19 protein-coding genes are annotated in these 17,950 nt (G+C 53.0%); 5 read left to right on the forward strand and 14 right to left on the reverse strand.

What is annotated here, in order from left to right; genetic code table 11:
- The first annotated feature begins 256 nt into the window (after positions 1 to 256).
- Positions 257 to 1,555 carry a glutamyl-tRNA reductase gene (gene hemA / locus ACYVC2_RS17730; RefSeq protein WP_461104110.1) on the forward strand — a complete coding sequence of 433 codons (1,299 nt, stop codon included), beginning with the start codon at positions 257 to 259 and terminating at the stop codon, positions 1,553 to 1,555.
- Positions 1,556 to 1,638: 83 nt separating this feature from the next.
- On the opposite strand, the gene ACYVC2_RS17735 is transcribed toward hemA, so the two are convergent.
- On the reverse strand, positions 1,639 to 2,370 hold the full coding sequence (locus tag ACYVC2_RS17735; protein WP_461104112.1) for a class I SAM-dependent methyltransferase: 732 nt from the start codon (positions 2,368 to 2,370) through the stop codon (positions 1,639 to 1,641).
- A 159-nt stretch (positions 2,371 to 2,529) separates the two neighbouring features.
- Between ACYVC2_RS17735 and ACYVC2_RS17740 the strand changes: the two genes are divergently transcribed.
- Positions 2,530 to 2,928: a phage holin family protein gene (locus tag ACYVC2_RS17740; RefSeq protein ID WP_461104113.1), complete on the forward strand. Its 399-nt coding sequence runs from the start codon at positions 2,530 to 2,532 to the stop codon at positions 2,926 to 2,928.
- 71 nt (positions 2,929 to 2,999) lie between these two features.
- Here ACYVC2_RS17740 and ACYVC2_RS17745 read toward each other — a convergent pair whose 3' ends face one another.
- The 5 genes from ACYVC2_RS17745 to moeB form a co-directional block, all read right to left on the reverse strand.
- The gene (locus ACYVC2_RS17745) at positions 3,000 to 3,665 is read right to left on the reverse strand and encodes a zinc metallopeptidase (RefSeq protein ID WP_461107178.1); all 666 of its coding nucleotides are present in this window, start codon (positions 3,663 to 3,665) and stop codon (positions 3,000 to 3,002) included.
- Between the two features lie 184 nt (positions 3,666 to 3,849).
- Positions 3,850 to 4,329, reverse strand: a complete 480-nt coding sequence (gene rfaE2 / locus ACYVC2_RS17750; RefSeq protein WP_461104115.1) for a D-glycero-beta-D-manno-heptose 1-phosphate adenylyltransferase — start codon at positions 4,327 to 4,329, stop codon at positions 3,850 to 3,852.
- Between the two features lie 16 nt (positions 4,330 to 4,345).
- Positions 4,346 to 5,398 (reverse strand): lysylphosphatidylglycerol synthase transmembrane domain-containing protein, encoded by a 1,053-nt coding sequence (locus tag ACYVC2_RS17755; protein WP_461104117.1) that lies wholly within the window; start codon positions 5,396 to 5,398, stop codon positions 4,346 to 4,348.
- Positions 5,399 to 5,502: 104 nt separating this feature from the next.
- The gene (panD, locus tag ACYVC2_RS17760; RefSeq protein WP_461104119.1) at positions 5,503 to 5,856 is read right to left on the reverse strand and encodes an aspartate 1-decarboxylase; all 354 of its coding nucleotides are present in this window, start codon (positions 5,854 to 5,856) and stop codon (positions 5,503 to 5,505) included.
- A gap of 105 nt (positions 5,857 to 5,961) precedes the next feature.
- Positions 5,962 to 7,101: a molybdopterin-synthase adenylyltransferase MoeB gene (moeB, locus tag ACYVC2_RS17765; protein ID WP_461104121.1), complete on the reverse strand. Its 1,140-nt coding sequence runs from the start codon at positions 7,099 to 7,101 to the stop codon at positions 5,962 to 5,964.
- A gap of 163 nt (positions 7,102 to 7,264) precedes the next feature.
- Between moeB and ACYVC2_RS17770 the strand changes: the two genes are divergently transcribed.
- Both ACYVC2_RS17770 and ACYVC2_RS17775 read left to right on the forward strand, forming a co-directional pair.
- Positions 7,265 to 8,020 (forward strand): 3-keto-disaccharide hydrolase, encoded by a 756-nt coding sequence (locus ACYVC2_RS17770; protein WP_461104123.1) that lies wholly within the window; start codon positions 7,265 to 7,267, stop codon positions 8,018 to 8,020.
- Positions 8,021 to 8,153: 133 nt separating this feature from the next.
- Positions 8,154 to 9,026 carry a hydroxypyruvate isomerase family protein gene (locus tag ACYVC2_RS17775; protein ID WP_461104125.1) on the forward strand — a complete coding sequence of 291 codons (873 nt, stop codon included), beginning with the start codon at positions 8,154 to 8,156 and terminating at the stop codon, positions 9,024 to 9,026.
- Positions 9,027 to 9,077: 51 nt separating this feature from the next.
- On the opposite strand, the gene ACYVC2_RS17780 is transcribed toward ACYVC2_RS17775, so the two are convergent.
- The 3 genes from ACYVC2_RS17780 to purQ all read right to left on the reverse strand — a co-directional run bounded on the left by ACYVC2_RS17780 (position 9,078) and on the right by purQ (position 11,620).
- A complete protein-coding gene (locus ACYVC2_RS17780) occupies positions 9,078 to 9,950 on the reverse strand; it encodes a glycosyltransferase family protein (protein ID WP_461104127.1) in 873 nt (290 codons plus the stop codon).
- A 140-nt stretch (positions 9,951 to 10,090) separates the two neighbouring features.
- Entirely contained in the window at positions 10,091 to 10,660 is a 570-nt protein-coding gene (locus ACYVC2_RS17785) for a type 1 glutamine amidotransferase domain-containing protein (RefSeq protein WP_461104129.1), read from the reverse strand.
- A gap of 273 nt (positions 10,661 to 10,933) precedes the next feature.
- Positions 10,934 to 11,620 carry a phosphoribosylformylglycinamidine synthase subunit PurQ gene (purQ, locus tag ACYVC2_RS17790; protein ID WP_461104131.1) on the reverse strand — a complete coding sequence of 229 codons (687 nt, stop codon included), beginning with the start codon at positions 11,618 to 11,620 and terminating at the stop codon, positions 10,934 to 10,936.
- Positions 11,621 to 11,905: 285 nt separating this feature from the next.
- Here purQ and ACYVC2_RS17795 point away from each other — a divergent pair, with 285 nt between their 5' ends.
- A complete protein-coding gene (locus tag ACYVC2_RS17795) occupies positions 11,906 to 12,502 on the forward strand; it encodes a hypothetical protein (protein WP_461104133.1) in 597 nt (198 codons plus the stop codon).
- Between the two features lie 25 nt (positions 12,503 to 12,527).
- Here ACYVC2_RS17795 and ACYVC2_RS17800 read toward each other — a convergent pair whose 3' ends face one another.
- The 5 genes from ACYVC2_RS17800 to eat all read right to left on the reverse strand — a co-directional run bounded on the left by ACYVC2_RS17800 (position 12,528) and on the right by eat (position 17,938).
- Positions 12,528 to 13,457, reverse strand: a complete 930-nt coding sequence (locus tag ACYVC2_RS17800; RefSeq protein WP_461104135.1) for a bifunctional metallophosphatase/5'-nucleotidase — start codon at positions 13,455 to 13,457, stop codon at positions 12,528 to 12,530.
- On the reverse strand, positions 13,435 to 14,175 hold the full coding sequence (locus ACYVC2_RS17805) for a 5'-nucleotidase C-terminal domain-containing protein (RefSeq protein ID WP_461104137.1): 741 nt from the start codon (positions 14,173 to 14,175) through the stop codon (positions 13,435 to 13,437). Before ACYVC2_RS17805 ends, ACYVC2_RS17800 begins: the two co-directional genes overlap by 23 nt.
- Before the next feature lie 138 nt (positions 14,176 to 14,313).
- The gene (gene eutC / locus ACYVC2_RS17810) at positions 14,314 to 15,096 is read right to left on the reverse strand and encodes an ethanolamine ammonia-lyase subunit EutC (protein ID WP_461104139.1); all 783 of its coding nucleotides are present in this window, start codon (positions 15,094 to 15,096) and stop codon (positions 14,314 to 14,316) included.
- Positions 15,097 to 15,149: 53 nt separating this feature from the next.
- Positions 15,150 to 16,532: an ethanolamine ammonia-lyase subunit EutB gene (locus tag ACYVC2_RS17815; RefSeq protein ID WP_461104141.1), complete on the reverse strand. Its 1,383-nt coding sequence runs from the start codon at positions 16,530 to 16,532 to the stop codon at positions 15,150 to 15,152.
- 74 nt (positions 16,533 to 16,606) lie between these two features.
- Positions 16,607 to 17,938 (reverse strand): ethanolamine permease, encoded by a 1,332-nt coding sequence (gene eat, locus ACYVC2_RS17820; protein ID WP_461104143.1) that lies wholly within the window; start codon positions 17,936 to 17,938, stop codon positions 16,607 to 16,609.
- Between the last annotated feature and the right edge of the window lie 12 nt (positions 17,939 to 17,950).

Consider the following 17,950-nt stretch of genomic DNA (forward strand, 5'->3'; position numbering starts at 1 on the left):
ATTTACCGGGCTATCCGTATAGATTGGGTGTAAATCAGCCTACCCGCTTTTGATAACGCTGAAAGTGCTTTCCTGGTGTAAAACGAACGTCTGAAAGCCAGTTTGTGTTAAAAAAATGAATAGGATTGAGCGAAGAAAGAGGCTGTCTATTTGGATGCTTTCTAAATAGTAAACCGATCGGTCAGAGCCCTAGCTATGTCCGATAATTATGCTGTAATTTTGTATCGGCTAAAGCCAGTTAGTACGATTTGCGACGATGTTAGATACGTTCAAAGCAATTAGTTTATCACATAAAACAGCGCCCCTTCGGGTGCGGGAATTAATTGCACTTAACGAAGACGAAGCGAAGCAACTGATGCTTCGGCTGCGGGATTTTTTCGGGCTTACAGACCTGCTCGTTATTTCTACCTGCAACCGCACGGAGGTGTATTACGCTTTTGAACAGGATCTTAGTTCTGAAATTGCCCGCCTGCTGTTGATCGAAAAAGGATTGATCGACACAGAAAATTATTTGCCTTATTTTCAGTTCTTCGATGGCCACGACGAGGCCGTTCGGCATTTATTCGAGGTCTGCGTTGGCCTGCACTCACAGGTGGTGGGCGATATGCAGATTCCAAATCAGGTGAAACAGTCGTATCAGTGGTCGGCTGACCTGGAAATGGCCGGTCCGTTTCTGCACCGGCTCATGCATACCATCTTCTTCACCAACAAACGGGTTGCTCAGGAAACGCCGTTCCGCGATGGCGCGGCATCGGTTTCGTATGCTGCCGTTGAGTTTATCGACGAACTGGTCGGCGAACATCAGCAACCCAACGTACTGGTCATTGGCCTGGGTGAAATCGGGACGGATGTCTGCAAAAACCTGGAAGCCCGATTTGGCGGAGGACGCGGCCGGACGAACATTACCCTCTGCAACCGTACACGCTCGAAAGCGGAGGAATTAGCCAGCCAACTCGGATTCCGGGTAGCCGATTTCGCGAATTTGACCGACGAAATTCAACGGGCCGATGTCATTATTTCATCGGTCATGCGCGACGAGCCACTCATTACGCCCGATTTATTGCGGGATATGAATGTGCTTACCTTCAAGTATTTCATCGACCTGTCGGTGCCTCGTAGCGTAGATGCGACTGTTGAGCAGATTCCGGGTGTGCTGGTCTACAACATCGATCATATTCGTAATCGGGCCGATGAAGCCCTGCAACAGCGACTGGCCGCCATCCCGCAGGTCGAATCGATTATTACCCAGGCAGTAGCCGAATTTGGGGACTGGTCGAAAGAGATGGTCGTATCGCCGACAATCAACAAACTGAAGAATGCCCTGGAGCAAATTCGGCGCGATGAAATTGCCCGGCACATGAAACACCTGACCCCCGATGAATCGGAGAAAATTGACAAGATCACGCGGGGGATCATGCAGAAAATCATCAAATTGCCCGTTCTGCAACTCAAAGCCGCCTGCAAGCGAGGTGAAGCCGAAACATTGATCGACGTGCTGAACGATCTGTTCGATCTGGAACGACAAACCGCCGACGAACCTAAACGAGGTTATTGATCGGGTCCTTATATACACCAAAAACGCCCAGCCTGATTCAGGCTGGGCGTTTTTGGTGGGGGATAGTCCCAAAAGAATCTGCTTCATTTTCCAAAAAACATGATGTGCTGCTGCGGCAGTCGATCATCGTTTTTCATCAGCTTCAGCCCGGCCGCTTTCATTTCTTTCGTTGCCTGCGCGACGCTTAGTTTATGGAGTTCTTTAATCGGCACATTGGGGTCTTCGGCCCGGTATTCGACCAGGACTATCCGACCGTCGGGCTTCAGAGCCGAAACGATGTGATTGATCATCTCCCGTGGGTACGAAAACTCATGATAGGCATCGATGAGAATGGCCATATCAATGCTGTTGGCTGCGAGTTTCGGATCGGACTCCGTTCCCAACACAGGCTGTACGTTTGTTACTTTTCGTTTGGCGATTCCTTCGTTCAGGTACGTAATCATTTCGGGCTGAATATCAACCGCCAGCACTTTGCCTTTGGGTAACTTAGGAGCCATCAGAAACGTAAAGAAGCCCGTTCCAGCCCCGATATCGGCCACAACATCCGTTGGTTTCAACACGAGGGCTTGTAGTAATAAATCCGTGCGCTCTTCCCGTTCCCGCTCTGGCCGTTCGAGCCAGGAAGCGCCCAGATGACCCATGACCTGCGCAATTTCGCGGCCCAGATAAACCTTGCCAATACCGTCGCGGGTTGCGTTTTTATATTGATAAGAATCAGAGCGCTCCGGTGCTGTCGACGTCGTAGGCTGCTGCTGCGAAGTTCCCTGACCACAGGCAAGCAGCGAAGAAAGTAGGAAGATCCAAAGGCGATGCATAGTTGACACAGGCGATTATTCAGTTCAGGCGTTTGACTTCGGGTCGTGTCACGGTTAGCATTGGCATTCCCAGAAACTGTGACACGGCTCGAAGCCAGACGTCTACAGTAAACAACCCCAGCCCGAAACGGTTGTTCAGGAAAACCAATTGTCCCTACTATGAATCTCATCCTACACATTTTACTTGATGCCGCCGTGATTTTCGGACTGGCCTACCTCATGCCCCAGGTCGATGTGAAAAATTTCGGAACGGCAGTGCTTATAGCAGTGCTGCTGGGCTTGTTGAATTTTTTTCTCGGCTGGATTATTCGTTTCCCTCTGAATTTAGTAACGTTTTTTCTGCTCACGGGCCTGGTCCGAATTATTGTTACGGCTCTTCTGCTGAAGCTGATCGACAAGTTTCTGGACGATTTTATCATCGTTGGATTCTGGCCCGCTCTTGTCATTGCGTTGGCTGTAGCCGTGGCCGGTATGCTCATCGACCGCTCTGCCCCAACGCAGGTGATGGTCGAATCAGGCTATGAAGTAAGTCTGTCTGTTTTATTGAAGCTGGTATAAAGTATTTGGTATAGACATAAAAAAGCCGCTCCGGTACCGGAGCGGCTTTTTTATGTCTATCGCTAACTGGATCAGTCGCTTCGGCGACCGCCCATGAGCAGGCTGGCGTAGTAAAGCAGCGTAGCTAACGAACCCAGGGCGGCTACCACGTAGGTCATGGCGGCCCACCAGAGGGCGTCTTTCGCAAAACCGTATTCACGCTGATTGACAACCCCCCGTTGCTGAATCCAGGCCAATGCCCGACGGCTGGCGTCGAACTCAACGGGCAACGTAATGAACGCAAACAGGGTAGTCAGCGCGAACAGTGCCACACCGATAGCCAGCGGAATAGGCGTAGTACGGATCAGCAACACCCCTGCCAACAGCACCCACTGTAAATACTGCGAAGACACCGTCAGAACCGGCACCATGGCCGACCGTAGTTTCAACGGGGCGTAGGCCACTTTGTGCTGCACGGCGTGCCCGCATTCGTGCGAGGCAACGGCAGCAGCAGCTACGCTCCGACCGTAATATACATCGGCGCTGAGGTTCACCGTCTTTTCTTCCGGATTGTAGTGGTCGGTGAGCATTCCCTCCACCGACATCACGCGGACGTCATAAATGCCGTTTTCACGTAACATGGTCTGAGCTACTTCGGCACCACTCATACCATTGCTCAGGCCGATTTGAGAATATTCGTTGAATTTACTTCGTAATCGCCAGCTCACGAAAGCACTGGCGCCGAAGAGGAGAATCATGATTAACCAGATCATCGTCGATAAGTCAGGTTTAAGTTTTTCAGGTAACGACTATGTACCGTGTCGTCAATAATAGAACAACGGTTGAGCCAAAAAGTATCCCGGACGTTCACCATTTATCCAGCCCGGTGTCCGCTTAACCAGGCCATGGATAAGCCGGTAGTCTACTTATAAAAGCGATGACTTAGTAACTTTGTTTGATCCGTTCGATGAGTTTGGTGGTCGAATAGCCCGGCACCAGGGCTATGGTTTCGACGCGCCCACCGTGTGCCAGTACGAAATCGGCTCCGACAATTGTGGCAACGGTATAATCGTTTCCTTTGACCAGAATGTTCGGCCGGATTGCTTCGATGAGCTCGATGGGCGTCGGTTCATCGAACAGCGTAACCGCATCGACGAACTCGAAAGCGGCCATCAGCCGGGCTCGGGCGTACTCGTTCACGACCGGCCGCAACGGCCCTTTGACGCAACTTACGGACGTATCCGTATTTAACCCCAGAATGAGCTTGTCGCCGAGATGTCGCGCTTTTTCCAGGTAATCGATATGTCCTAGATGAACGATGTCGAAGCAACCGTTGGTAAATACAATCTGTCGACCTTCGGCCCGCCAGCGGTCGGCTTGTGCAATGGTCTGTTCGCGCGTAAGAATTTTGGATTCAGTCATAAGTAGGGCCAGGCAATTACCGCTCCAATCTGATCGCCTTTGGATCGTCGAGTACGTCGGGCAAGTCGGTGGTTTTGTTGCGCCGGAGCAGCACTGCTAACAGCGCCAGAATACCCAGAATGATAATCATTACAGTCGAGACGCCGTGAATAAACGTTGCCAGCACCTGACCATCCTGACTGGTCAGCCCATAGAGCAACGCCACCTGGCCGACGAGCAGGTGAAACGAGCCGATACCTCCCGGCGTTGGAGCCGCCATACCCAGCGACCCTACCACCAGAATAGTTAATCCGGCCAGCGGGCCCAGGTCTGCGGTGGCGGGCATGGCAAAGAACAACGTATACGACATTAGGTAATACATGGTCCAGATCAGAACCGTATGCAGGATAAAGCCACCGGGTCGGCGCAGTTTGCGAACGCTCAGCAGACCCGAAAGCAGCCCTTTCAGGAAACCGCTGATTTTCTGATATAACGGATGCTGGCCCAGCGCTTCCCGATACCGGTTAAACAAAAACCAGCCCAGCAACGCGATCCCCAGCAGGACGGCCCCGACGAGTAGCAAAATCCCCGAACCACTCGATCCTTTGGGTAATTTACCGCCCAGAAATTCCATGAAAAACTGGCTCAGCCGATCAAATTCCAGCACAAACGTAACCCCCAGCAGGAGTAACAGCATCAGTACGTCGAACAGACGCTCGGCCACTACAGTACCAAAACTGACATTGACCGGAACCCCCGATAGCCGATAGAGCGTACCACACCGCGCTACTTCGCCCGCACGAGGGAGGGCCAGATTGGCCAGATACCCGGTCAGCACGCTCACGGTTGCGTCGAGCGAGGTTGGCCGTTGCGGAATGACCGGTTCCATCAGAATCCGCCAGCGCTCGGCCCGGCTCCAGTGGGCTACGATCGTCAGGACGGCGGAGAGCAATACCCAGCGATAATCGGCAGCGCTGATCTTTTTCCACAAATCGCCGGCGTCGAGATGGCTTTGTTGAAATGTAAAGTAGAGCAATCCACCGGCAATGGCCAGCGAAATGAGGTATTTAAGGATATTTTTCAGATTCATATGCTTGGTTTCGCGGCAGAAAAACCGCGCTCATGACGATCAGGGCGCGGCTTCCTGCCGCGAAACAACCGTGCAAAGTAACGGAGATTTCGGCTAAAAGAAGGTCAACCCTTTACCAGCCGGTTGTTATCGTCTGGAAAAACAACGGTTGGTGTGAAGGTTCGGGCCTCTTCGGCGGTCATCATCGCATACGAAATAATGATGATGATGTCCCCAACCTGTGCCCGACGCGCGGCCGCCCCATTGAGGCAGATAATTCCCGATCCGCGTTCCCCTTTGATCACGTACGTGACCAGCCGCTCACCATTGTTGTTATTGACTACGTGAACCTGTTCATTCTCAAGCAGTCCGGCGGCATCCATCAGGTCTTCATCAATCGTGATACTACCCACGTAATTGAGCTCGGCCTGCGTGACTTTTACGCGGTGCAATTTTGACTTTAAGACGGTAAGAAACATAATTCGCTAAATGATGCCGTGTTAAGCGCGGTAAAGGTAGAGCAATTACTACCCCTTACCAACGGCACCCCGAAAACAGCCGTAGCCCTGGCTTGGTTCCGGCGGCTAGTACACGGCCATTTCCGGCTCGACATCCCGGGCCCAGGCGTTGATTCCACCTTCGAGGTTATACAGATTCGTCAGACCGTCCTGCGCGTAGAGATATTGCGCTACGTTGGCTGATCGAATGCCGTGGTGACAATACACCACAACCGGTCGGTCGGTAGGAATGCGCTTGCGGTTATTCGGAATCATGTCGATCGGAATCAGCACGGCACCGTCCAGGTGGCAGAGGTCGTATTCGGTCCGTTCGCGAACATCGAGCAGGAAAATAGAATCGCCGTTGGTCAAACGGTCGGCCAGTTCGCGGGCCGAAATTTTTTGCGGACCTGCATAAACGGGTGTCGGCCGAACCCCGGCCGACGCCAGCCCCTGTCGGGCAAGTTCTTCCGCATTAGCCCGGCGTTTGGTTTTTATTTTCTGCTGATCCATGGAGAGCAGGTCAACCATGAGCAGGTGTTCGTTCAGCGACAGACCGATGCCTGTAATGAGCTTGATCACTTCATTGGCCTGAAGGGTACCGATTACACCCGGCAACACGCCAAGCACCCCGGTCGTGTCGCAGTTCGGAATTTCAATCGCATTGGGAGCTTCCGGAAACAGGCAGCGGTAAGTGGGGCCTTTGCGTCCGTCGGCCAGATCGGCGTTCAGCACGGCTACCTGGCCTTCGAAGCGGTGAATAGCGCCATAAACGAAGGGTTTGCCCAGCATAACGCAGACGTCGTTTACCAGATAGCGTACCTTGAAATTATCGGTACAGTCGACTACGATGTCGTATTCAGCGATGATTGCGCGGGCATTTGTGATGTCGAGCGCAGTAGTATAGGTGTCGAAGGTCAACTCTGGATTCAGCCGCTTCATGTGGTTGACGGCCGCTTTCGCTTTGGGTTTTCCCACTTCATCGGTGGTGTAGATAATTTGCCGCTGCAGGTTGCTAAGGTCGATCGTATCCGGATCGATCACACCGATGGTACCGACGCCAGCAGCCGTCAGGTAAAGCAGAACCGGGCATCCTAACCCGCCGGCACCGACTACCAGGACGCGGGCGTTTTTTAGCCGCAATTGGCCCGATGCGCCTATTTCGGGTAAATTTAAATGTTTTTGATAACGTTGTTTTTCAGCAGGTATTAGGGTCGTGGCTTCCATGATATGATGCGTTGCGCAACCTGGGAGGACAGTGCACTTATCCAACAGATTTCTAAGGCTTAAAATTGCGTCATTACACGCAGATGGGGAAATATTTAGTAAACGTTTCGGAACAGATTTTTTTTACTACTATTGTCCCGCAAAATCCTAACGATTCTCAACTATGAACCCTGTATGTTTATCGGGCAAGCTGCCTGTTGTTGCTGGTTTGCTTGCTCTGGCCCTGACCCTTCCTGACCACTCCACCCATGCCCGCCCTACACCCCAAAAAACCGAACTGACCAGCCCATTGACCAAAGGAGGCTGGGAAAAACTATTCGACGGGAAAACCCTGACCGGCTGGCATACCTACTTAAAAGCAGGGCAACCCATTTCCGAAAAATGGACGGTCGACGACGGAGCCATTCACCTGGCTTCCGGGGGCGCTGGTGACCTGGTGACGGATAAGGAATACGGTAATTTTGAGCTGGAAATGGAATGGAAAATTGCCGAAGGCGGCAACAGCGGCATTATTTATCACGTACACGAAGATCCGAAGTACCGGGCAACCTACCAGACTGGCCCCGAAATGCAGGTGCTCGACAACGAACGCCACCCGGATGCCAAACAGGGCCGCGATGGCAACCGCACAGCCGGTTCGCTGTATGACTTGCAAAAACCCGTTACACTCAATGCGGCCAAGCCCGCTGGCGAGTGGAACAAAGCGAAGCTGATTGTCAACAACGGGAAGGCAGAGCAGTACCTGAATGGTAAGAAAACGGCCGAATACCCAACCAGCGGTCCTGAATGGGATAAGATGGTGTCGGAGAGTAAATTTAAAGGGTGGGAAGGCTTTGGTAAATACGACAAAGGACACATCGCCCTCCAGGATCATGGCAACAAAGTCTGGTTTCGGAACATCCGAATCCGTGAACTGTAGAGACGCGACCGCACCGGCGGCCCGGCCTTCGCATCGCATGTCCGGAGGCTTGTTGACCAGATGGTTTGCTAATTAATTGCTGACCCACAGGATACGCAAAGGATTGCGTCTCTACAAAATGATCACATAAAATATGATACGCCGAACGGCCCTGAAAACCCTAACCGGTACCGCCCTTGCGCTGCCAACCCTGACCGATTCTCTTGCCCTCGCTATGCCATCCTCCGATCTCACCGCTCCCGCTCTGAAAGGCCGCATCAACCATGCGGTATGTAAATGGTGCTACGGTAAAATTCCCCTCGAAGACTTCTGTAAGTCGGTCAAAGAAATGGGAATCACCGGTATCGATCTGCTCGATCCACCGCAGTGGGAAGTGGTCAAGAAGTACGGTCTGACCTGCTCATTACCGCAGGGAGCCGGAAAGGGCATTACGCAGGGCTTCAACGATCCGAAACTGCACGATGAGCTAGTGGCTAGCTACGAAGCTATTTTCCCGAAACTCAAAGAAGCGGGTTTCGATAAGGTGATCTGCTTCTCGGGCAATCGCCGGGGCATGAGCGACGAAGAAGGCATGAACAACTGTGTTACCGGTCTGAAGCGGCTGATGCCCAGCGCCCAGAAATACGGCGTTACGATGATCATGGAACTGCTCAACAGCAAGGTCGACCATAAAGATTACATGTGCGATCATTCTGCCTGGGGAGCCGAAATGTGCAAGCGCGTTGGCTCCGACAACATCAAACTGTTGTATGACATCTACCACATGCAAATCATGGAGGGCGACATCATCCGGAATATTCGCGAGCATAACAAATACATCGGTCACTACCACACAGGTGGTAATCCGGGGCGGAACGAAATCGACGAAACGCAGGAACTTTATTACCCGGCCATCATGAAAGCCATTGTCGATACCGGCTATAAAGGTTTCGTAGCGCAGGAGTTTATTCCGAAGCGCGATCCGCTCAAAAGCCTGAAAGAAGCTGTTTTGATTTGTGATGTATAGTCGACAGGTCTGTCGTAACGTAGGTGGAAACCTGTGTTACGACAGGCCTGTTTATACCTTCCTGTAATTCTTATATTCGCCAATACGCCAGCCGGTCAACTTTTCCATAAAGGTCAGAAACCGTACTCTGGGCGAGTAATTCTTCCGGCTTATGTCGAACGTAAAGGACCAGTTCAACCGGTCGACGCGGGGCTGCATGACGGCGGGGTGCGTACCCCTGAAATGGTCTAGTGAGTCGATCTGGCTGTAGTCGAATACGTCGACGCTGTCGTCGGCCTCCTCGATCGTTGCGTTGCTGTTCCAGAAGCGATTCGCGTATCGGAGACGCTTTCGCTGGGTTTCGGGTGGTTTAACCCAGCCGTAATGATAGATATAAGCATCGATAGGCTTCACTTTCAGCTTCTGGTTGTCGCGGGTACGAAACCCCTGCGCATCCCGATACGAAACCACGTTCCCGGTGTTCCGGATTATCCGAATTTCGTGCCGATACCACCGCCGGGAGTCGCCTACATAGCTGTAGGAACCATAGAAGTGTACATATTTGAATAACAGTCCCTCGACGGTTTGGTCCGGCAGGTATGACTGCATCGCTTCCCGAACGACCGGAATGTATTTTTCGTGCAATACCTCATCGCCCTGGATGTAAAAGGCCCAGTCAGCGTCGGATGAGACAGCCGCCAGCGCTTTATCCGTTTCCAGCGCGAGGACACGTCCGCCGGCCAGCGCGTTGGTATCCCAGGTCGTTCGGACAATCCGAATTTTCTCCGATGGAATGGCTCTGATCAGCTCCAGGGTGGCATCGTCCGAATCGCCCACCGCAACGACAAACTCATCGCATAGGGGGAGCACGGAGGTAATGGCCTCCACGATAGGGTAATCGAACAGGATGGCATTACGGATGAAGCTGAATCCGGCAACTTTCATAGACGACAAATCAGGTTGACGATGAGTCAACAAAGATAGGGCCGTTTTACCGGTTCCAGCATCACCAGGCTATTTACGGAGTTTAACAGGCAGTCGAAAAGCATAAAAAAAGGCCGACCCGTTTGGGTCGGCCCTGTACACTATGCGTGCTGTCCGGCGTGTTTTCCTTCCCGAATCTCCTCGATCATTTTTCGATTGAAAGCGGGTATATCGTCGGGTTTGCGGCTGGTAACCAACCCCTGGTCTGTAACGACTTCTTCGTCGACCCAATTGGCTCCGGCATTTTTCAGATCGGTTTGAATCGAAGGGTAGGAGGTAAGTTTACGCCCTCTGACGACATCCGCTTCGATTAATAAAGTCGGCGCGTGACAGATCGCGGCTACTGGCTTATGGGCTTCAAAAAAATGGCGTACAAACTGCACGGCTTTGGGATCGGTCCGGAGCTTGTCGGGATTCATTACTCCGCCCGGCAACAGCAGTGCGTCGTACTGATTTGGATCGGCACCCGCCAGCGGCAGATCGACCGGGAAGGTTTCGCCCCACTCGGTTTCATCCCATCCTTTCACTTCTCCGCCTGTTGGAGCAATCAAATGCGTCGTGGCTCCGGCGTCCTGTAAGGCCTGCCGGGGTTCCGTCATTTCAACCTGTTCAAAACCGTCGGTGAGCAGAATCGCCACCTTCTTTCCCTGCAATCGTTGCTGCGTTTCCATAATACGTTGATAAATTGGTTCCTGTTTATCTAACTATGGAAAGAAGAGAAGGTTCGGACTTTTCGTTTTCAGAGCGGATCACACGAGCGATTAGTAGGTTGATAATCAAAATTTTTATGTGCGCTATAGCTGCTTTGGTCAGGATGACTAAGATAGGTATGAGATAGGTAATTAGGTAAATAGCTATCCTCCGCAATAGATTTATCACATAAAACCAAAAAGTCCCGCCGAAGACAGGACTTTTTGATGTGTACTAAGCTGTGGTGAAAATCGTCAGACCAGCACGACTTTGAGCAATTGCTCCAGGATCAGCCGCCCGTCGGTGTTGCCCAGAACCGGGTCCGAAGCCCGCTCGGGGTGCGGCATCATGCCGAAGACGTTCTTGGCTTTATTGGCTACACCAGCAATATTTTCCAGGCTGCCGTTTATGTTGGCGGCTTCGGTCACCGCTCCCGTCTCGTCGCAGTAGCGGAACAGCACCTGATCGTTGTCGTTCAGGGCCTTGAGCGTATCGGCATCGGCAAAATACCGGCCATCGCCGTGGGCCACCGGAATTTTATACGCAGCTTTATCCAGCCCTGCCGTCAATAGCGCGTCTGTCGATTCGGGTTTCAGGTAAATATTTTTGCAAACATATTTCTGGCTGCTGTTCTGGAGCAGCACGCCCGGCACTAACCGGGCTTCGGCCAGAATTTGGAAACCGTTGCAGATACCCATTAGGTAACCACCCCGGTTGGCATGGGCAATCACTTCATTCATAATCGGCGAAAACCGCGCCACAGCGCCCGTCCGCAGGTAGTCGCCGTAGGAAAAACCGCCGGGCAGAATGATAAAGTCGCACCCCTGCAGGTCATGGTCTTTGTGCCAGAGCTTAACGACTTCCTGATCCATCAACTGGAGGGTATCGACAGCGTCCTGATCGCAGTTCGAACCGGGAAAAACAACAACGCCAAATTTCATAGGAAAAAGCGAAAGTGTGAGCGAGCGAAAAGCGTGGTGTCGGTTCCGGGAACTTCCGCACCTTCACTCGGTTGCTCGTTGATACTGCAAATATAACAGTTACAGCTCACTTCTACGATTCACACAGGCTCTTCTACAGCTAAATCATGGAGTTCGACAACTGAGCAGGTCCCTAATTGAAGCACCCGTTTAAACGTCCTTACTTTGTTTCAGTATAGGGCGGGCTACCATCAGCACGCCCAAGGTTGCTAAACGAACCGTCTATCCTCCTCTTTTTCTCGTTCAATGGCACGCATAACCAACAAACTACTCGGAACGGTAGCCCTGATCGGAGCGCCGTTTCTGTGCATCAATACCTACCTGCATGTGCCCGATCCAAGTGCGCACGTTTATAATACGGACTCGCTCAGTGGTTTTTTCGATCTGCTGTATATTTCCGGCTGGCTCTGCAGCCTCCTGGCCCTGCGTCGGATGGGTGCAATGGGCCACGATCGGTTCGGGCGTATCATTACCCTACTCAGTATTGGCTCACTCATGCTGGCCGATACCTGGAATGTGTACGAGATCATTCTGCCTAACCACAACACCACCCTGTATTACATCCTGGATTCGTTCTGGCCCATTAGCAATGTCGTGATGCTGGGTGTGGGCGTAGCGGTGATACGGGCCAGAAAGTTAACCGGCTGGCAACGATACGTGCCTTTTCTCTGCGGATTATGGCTCCCTTTGACCATACTGGTATCGTTTACGCTGACGGATTATGGTTTTCTGATATCCAACGCCTATACGGCTACGGTCTGGACGTTGCTGGCTCTTGTGGTGCTGACCAACAAAGAGCCCGTCGACGAAATTGACCTGGATGAAGTGGGCTATCAACTGTAAAGTAGGGTGATTGTCAATGCCAAAACTATTTTACTTCAACCGATTTTCCGGTGCTGCTTACCGCTTTGCCCCGCTCAAACGTTAGGTCGATTCGGCCTAGATTGATGCCTGCAAAACCAACCTGGTTGATCCAGACCGGTTGCCCGTCGAGATTATTGACCGCTACGGGCGCATCCAGAAACGTGTGCGTATGACCACCGATGATCAGGTCGATGTTTCGGGTTTTGGTGGCCAGCACGTTGTCGGAAACCGTCGGTTCATTGTATTTAAAGCCCAGGTGCGACAGGCATATGACGTAATCGCATTGTTTTTCGCTGCGGAGTCTGGCTGCCGTATCGTTGCCCAGTTCAACTGGATCGAGGTATTTGGTTTCCTTGTAGGCATCCTTCGGAATGAGTCCTTCGGGTTTGATGCCCAGGCCAAAAACACCCAGCCGAATCCCGTCTTTGTCGAACACCTTGTAAGGCATCGTCCGGCCGTCCATGACCGTATTCTTAAAGTCGTAGTTGGCAATCAGCAATGGGAAACTGGCTTTGCCGAACTGCGTGACCATGTTATCGATACCCCCATCGAAATCGTGATTCCCAATCGTTCCGGCGTCGTAACCCAATTTGTTCATCGCCAGAATTTCGGGTTCTCCTTTGTAGAGATTGAAGTAGGGCGTTCCCTGAAAAATGTCTCCTGCATCGAACAACAGCACATTGGGCTGTTCCTGCCGGATTTTCCGGATGAGCGTTGCCCGGCGCGCTACCCCCCCTTTGCCCGCATTGCGGCTCCCATCCATCGGGAACGGGTCCAGCCGGCTATGAACGTCGTTGGTATGTAGAATGGTGAGCGACGTGGCTTTTCGTTGCAACCCGACATTAGCCAGAGCATTCGGTGCCACTGAACCGATTACGGCGGCTGTACTCAGGAGTTTGAGGAACTGGCGTCTATTCGATGCTGATGCGTCCATCGGAAGTGGGGTTAATGGGTTGACCGGTTTTGCCCAGGTCCCGGAAATAATCGATCAGGGCGTCTCGGATAAGGTAATTGATATTTTCTCGCTTAAGGGCCTTTTGCAGAAAATCCGCGCTGTCGCCCCCGTTGGCGATGTAATCGCTCAACGCAACGGTATAGGTTTCGTTGGGTTGCAGGGTCCGGCCGTTGGTAAACGTAACCGACTGAACCTGTTTGTCATGAAGTTTAACGCGTAAACCCCCTACGACCAGGCCATGTCCGCTGGCAAAGTGGTTTAGAAACTGCTGGAGTGTAGTACCCGTGACCGTAAGAACAACCAGCTGGTTATCAAACGGCATCACGCCGAAAATCGAGCCGGTGGTAATAGTACCCTTAGGCAGGTTATCCCGAATACCCCCATAATTCAGGTGTGAGCAGTCGATGGGTTTGCCGTAGCGTTGAGAAGCCTGTTTGAGCAGTGCATCGGTCAGCAGGTCGTTGAGGGGCGCATCAGGCAGGCCTTTGTCAATCGGACCGGTAGACTGTGCCAGTACTTCATTCATTGTCCGGTCGATTCCCTGGCGGTAGGGTTTCAGGAAGTTCGCCATGCTGCTGTCGGCCGAGGCCGCTACCGAGTCTACGCCGATGCGGTTGGCGGTTCGGTTTGTCAGATGATAGCCGGGTGTGCAAGCCCAGAAGCTGGCAATGACCAGCCACAAAAGGTGTCTTTTCATACGTATCGGCAAGTTCGGAAACTCTTTGCAATCGTACGTTAACAAAGTGTTAGAAAGCGTCTAATTCCGGGCGTTTCACGCCAAAGCGTGCCCACGGCTTCGACGATGCCCGAACAAACCGTAGCCTGCTTTGGCGTATTAGCCTAATAGCCCATTATTATCCTTCAGCGCTACGCCGGTGATCTGTAACCGAAAAGCCGTGTCGATCAGGTACATCAGTTTATGGACGGCCATAACTGGCGATAAACCCTGTTCGCGGATGTTGGAGATGCAGTTCCTGCGTTCGTCGGTCAGGCCGGGTTGTGGGGCATAGGTGACATAAGCGCCCATGCTGTCGAATGAACTGAGTCCCGGTCGTTCGCCAATCAGAATGATGGCCAGTCGAGGGCGTATCAGCCCGCCAATGGCATCCATAATGGCTACCCGGCCCTGTTCGACCAGCAGAATCGGTGCCAGCGAATAACCCGCTTGCCGAACCTGCTTCACCAGTAGGGAAACGACAGGAATGGCATTTTGCATAATCGCTTTCCCCGAAAGGCCATCGGCAATGATCAGACTGATATCGGCCGGCGAATCATTCAACTTACCGAGTTGCTCTTTAGATTCAGGACTCAGTAAACGACCCAAATCCGGGCGCTGTAGGTAGGTGTCCCGATTGGAGGCCTGGCTCCGGATGTTGTAAACGGGCAAACCGGTATCGACCAAACCCGCCTGTAGCTCAGTCAGATCCAGCATCGAGTAAACGGCATCTTTGGCATGGGCATGCGCCAGCTTGAACCGAAGCGACTCCCCAGTCGGAACAGATACGCCGGTTCGGCCCAGCGCAATGCGGGCGCTGGTGTACGCTTTGAGGGGTTCCCATTCGTCGGGTTTGGCGGTAGTTTTCTTGGGGTAGGGCATAGGGGTAAGGGCGTAGGGCATAGCAGGAGGGTCTGGGACTGAGTGAGGACACCCTTTACCCTTACCCCCATGCCCTATCCCATAAGCAGAGCGGTGTATAGTTGATGCTGAAGTCCATCGGATAATCGGTTTCCCTGAACATCCATGATGCGCTGGTGCAGCAGCCAGCTTTCAAATTCTGGAGCAGGATGCAGACCCAGCACCCGGCGCAGGTAGAGCGCGTCGTGAAATGAGGTCGACTGGTAGTTCAGCATAATATCGTCGGCCCCCGGAACGCCCATAATGAAGTTGATGCCGGCTACGCCCAGCAGGGTCAGCAGCGTATCCATATCATCCTGATCGGCCTGCGCGTGGTTGGTGTAACAAATATCCATGCCCATCGGGAGGCCCAGCAACTTCCCGCAAAAGTGATCTTCCAGACCCGCCCGGATAATCTGCTTGCCATCGAACAGATACTCCGGACCAATGAATCCAACGACAGAATTGACTAAAAACGGGTGGTAGTGACGGGCCACGGCATAGGCCCGCGCTTCGCAGGTCTGCTGATCGACGTTGTAGTTCGCACCGGAGGATAAGGCGCTGCCCTGGCCCGTTTCGAAATACATCAGGTTATTACCCAGCGTCCCACGTTTCAGGGATAATCCGGCTTCATACGCTTCCTGCAGCATCGTGAGCGTAACGCCAAAACTCGCGTTGGCTCGCTCCGTACCGGCAATAGACTGAAAAACCAGATCCACCGGAACCTGCTCGTTCATCAACTGGATCGTCGTGGTGATGTGGCTCAGTACACAACTTTGGGTTGGGATGGCAAACCGTTCGCGCAGTCCGTCGATCATGTGCAGCAGTCGGGCTGTCACCGCTGGGCTGTCCGTCGCCGGGTTGATGCCGATCATGGCATCCCCACTGCCATACAGCAGCCCGTCGATAATACTGGCGGCTATGCCGCGAGCATCGTCTACGGGATGATTGGGCTGGAGCCGGACGGATAAATGGCCACGCAACCCCACTGTATTGCGGAACCGCGTAACGACTTCGCACTTTTTGGCGACCAGGATAAGGTCCTGATTACGCATCAATTTCGAGACGGCTGCTACCATTTCCGGAGTCAGTCCCGGAGCCAGTTGTTGAAGTGTGGCCGTGTCGGCTTCGTCGCTCAGCAGCCAGTCCCGTAAGTCGCCTACGGTAAAATGGCTGACAGGCGCAAAGGACACCTGGTTATGCGTGTCGATGATCAGGCGGGTTACGTCGTCGGCTTCGTAGGGAATGACAGCTTCGTTCAGAAACGTAATTAACGGCAGGTCGGCCAGCGCCATCTGAGCAGCTACCCGTTCTTCGTAACTTTCGGCCACCAGGCCCGCCAGCGCATCGCCCGACCGGAGCGGACTGGCTTTCGCCAGTAGCGCTTTCAGGTCAGCGAAGCGATAGGTAAACCCGTCGATGGTACATTGGTAAGCCATACGTGAAAGCGAAAAAATAACGCACCAAAAGCATTACATCGTACAGATGCCATATCTCGAAAAGCCGGGTGCGGTTAAGATAGGGGTACATCGGTCTGCCAGGCCTGTTTGCGTTTTCTGTACCGGCCGGATGCGTAAAACAATCCTGCCACGATGATCAGCCCGCCAAAAAACAGGAAGCTCAATCCGCTATAAAAATAAATCATTGCGGCTAAGGTTATACCGGCCAGGATGAGTGCCAGTAAGGGAAATACCGGGTAAAAAGGCGCTTTGAACGGACGGAGTATATTGGGTTGACGCTGGCGGAGCCGGAACAGCGCCAGCATGCTGACGATATAAACGACAACGGCTCCGATGGTCGACAGAATGACCAGGTTATTGGTATCCAGGAGCAATAGGGAGGCAATGCCGAAAATCGCTCCTGCCAGCAAAGCCCAGTAGGGCACCTGCCGGGTCTGGCTAACGCTGGCTAGCACGTCGGGTAGGTAGCCGCTACGCGCCAGAGCGAATAGCTGCCGCGAGTAACTGATGATGATGCCGTGAAACGAAGCGATCAGGCCGAATAGGCCAACGCTGGCAAATAACTTCGTCAGTGGGTTCTCCCGCCCTAGCACCAGCCCGATCGACTCCGGAAGCGGGTAGTCGAGCTGAGCTAGTTTTTCCCATTCGGCAATGCCACCTACGCAGACCATAACCGCCAGGGCCAGAATCGTTAGGGTCAGTAAAGCCGAAATATACCCTTTGGCAATGGCGTTTTTCTCGTTTTTGACTTCTTCGGCCACCATCGCTACACCTTCCAGACACACGTAGAGCCAAATGGCAAAGGGCAGCGCGGCAAAGACGCCCGCCCAGCCAAACGGCATGGGGTTATGCATGAAATTGGCTAGTTTGAAATCGGGCGCTACGACACCAATAAACAGCAGCAGTTCGGCAATGGCCAGCAAGGTCATGATCAGCGAAAACCAGGCCGCTTCTTTGATACCCAACAGATTGATGATCGTGAACAGCACGTACGAACTGACCGACGCCAGCAGAACCGGCACGGACGGGTACAGAAAATGAAGATAGCTGCCCAGTGCCCGGGCAATGGCTGGTGTCGCGAACAGAAACTCGATAAGGGTCGCATAGCCCGCTACCAGCGCGCCCATCGGGCCGAAAGCGTGCAACGCATACGCAAACGGACCACCTGCGTTCGGGATCGCCGTGGTAAGCTCCGTAAAACTGAATATAAAGGTAAAATACAGCAGCGTAATGAGCAGTGTAGCGATCAGCAGGCCAACGGTTCCGGCGACACCCCAGCCGTAGTTCCAGCCGAAATACTCGCCGGAGATGACCAGGCCGACGCCGATGGCCCAGAGGTGGACGGGTCTGAGTGCTTTTTTGAGCGTCTGTGGGGGTTGGTTCATGGTCTGGGTGGG

This window comes from Spirosoma koreense, assembly GCF_054777875.1.